At 46.4% G+C, this 1,741-nt stretch carries 2 protein-coding genes; both read left to right on the top strand.

From position 1 onward, the window contains the following. Window positions 1–1,056: phage minor head protein (locus BW951_RS22265; RefSeq protein ID WP_139326253.1), on the top strand; the 1,056-nt coding region annotated here is incomplete at its 5' end. A 158-nt stretch (window positions 1,057–1,214) separates the two neighbouring features. Next, window positions 1,215–1,741, top strand: a 527-nt coding sequence (locus BW951_RS22260) for a hypothetical protein (protein WP_139326252.1), incomplete at its 3' end; no start/stop codon positions are given.

Here is a 1,741-nt window from a genome sequence, read left to right as displayed (position 1 = left end):
TACAACGAATTTAAGGCATCGCATACCCCTTTGTTAGAGGCAATAAAACAGGGATTCGGGAAAATGAACTTTGATTTTGACAGTACCGACCACCGTCGGATGAGGGCTTGGATGAATAACATCCACCGGTTCGGAACAGACAAAACACAGGCGGAAGTCTACGAACTTAATGAGATGTTAAAGGATCCGGAAGTAAAAAATTTTAATGATTTCAGAAATAAGGCAAAATCAGTATTTCCAAACTATAAGGAATTTTATCTGAAAACGGAATGGGATCACGCCAACGCCACCTCCAATATGGCTGCCAGATATCTGGAAATGATGGACGATGTAGAAATTGCGCCTTACTGGAGATTAAACGCCATTATCGATGACGGAACGACGGTTATTTGTCGAAGTCTGGACGGGAAAGTCTTTGACAAAAGGGATCCGGATTCATGGAAATTCCTGCCCCCGCTCCATTGGAAATGCCGCACCGACGCTGAGGACGTTTTCGATGATTACGACGGGGAAATTACAAGTTTTGACGGTGCGATACAAATTGATCCTGACGGCTGGGAACGGATGCAGAAACAGGGCTTTGATGTCAACTGGGGAGACAGTGATCAGGTCTTTACCCATGCGCAAAGCTATTTAAAAAAACTGCCGCAAGATACCAAACCTATTGATGTGGATGATTTGGGAATTACGGATTACGGGCTTTCAGAATGGGCAAAGGTCAGAAAAAATACCTACCCCGAAAAAGCAGTCACCATAAAAAGCCATATCGACAAAACAGGAATGGCAAGGGTCATCACAGCGGAGAACCTCCCCGTATGGATTGATGCCATGACCGTGCAGTCCGATGATATGCTCTTCACGCAGATCCGCGAAACGCTCATCAGTCCCGACGAAGTCTACTGGAGTGATTCTTCAGCAGTTCCGCAAACAGTTTTCTTACGGTTTTATACGGACGGAGCCCTGAAAGTAACCACGGAGTCTGTCCGGGTTACGGCGTATGAGTGGATCAGTGATCCCGATACTGTCCGCAGAGGGCTGCTGGTAGGGCAAAAATAAAACCTCCGCAAGGGAGGTTTATACTCTTAATGAGTTGAAGAAATGAATGAATGAGATAATAAGCGAAGGATTATAATTTCACTTGTTATAAATCATGGATAAAAATAAGAAAATAATCCGGAATACCACCGGCACAGCAAACATTTTTATTACCTGTTATGAACGGTTTACAATATGCACTGGATCTGATCGACCGCTCGTTTTCCAATGGGATCAGCCGCGCACGAAATGAAACAAGGGAGCTTGACAATGCCGTCAATACTGCCAACAGCGGGATCGGGAGGTTAAGAAATACCGGACAGAGTACTTTTAGCAGCCTCGCGCAGTATGCAAAGAGTGCCGGGATTGCCATTCTTGCCGCCCTGTCAGTGGGTGCGGTGACGGGCTTCGGAAAAGAAATCACCGGGATTACTTCCAAATTCGAGGGGATGGAAAATGCCATTGTCTTTGCCTCAGGTCAGCAGGGGGCAAAAAACATGGCGTTTCTTGATACGGCAATAAAAGACCTTAACCTCAATATGGAATCCTCCTATAAAGGATTTCAGACCTTAACGGGATCCCTCAAAGGGACTGCCCTCGAAGGACAGGCGACGCGGGATATTTTCGAGGCGGTCGGAATTGCCGCGTCGGTGATGAACCTCTCGGCGGAGCAGAGCGAAGGGGCATTTTTAGCACTTTCGCAAAT

This window comes from Chryseobacterium gambrini, assembly GCF_900156825.1.
GTDB classification, from domain to species: Bacteria; Bacteroidota; Bacteroidia; order Flavobacteriales; family Weeksellaceae; genus Chryseobacterium; species Chryseobacterium gambrini.
This window is presented reverse-complemented; position numbering and strand designations above follow the sequence as displayed.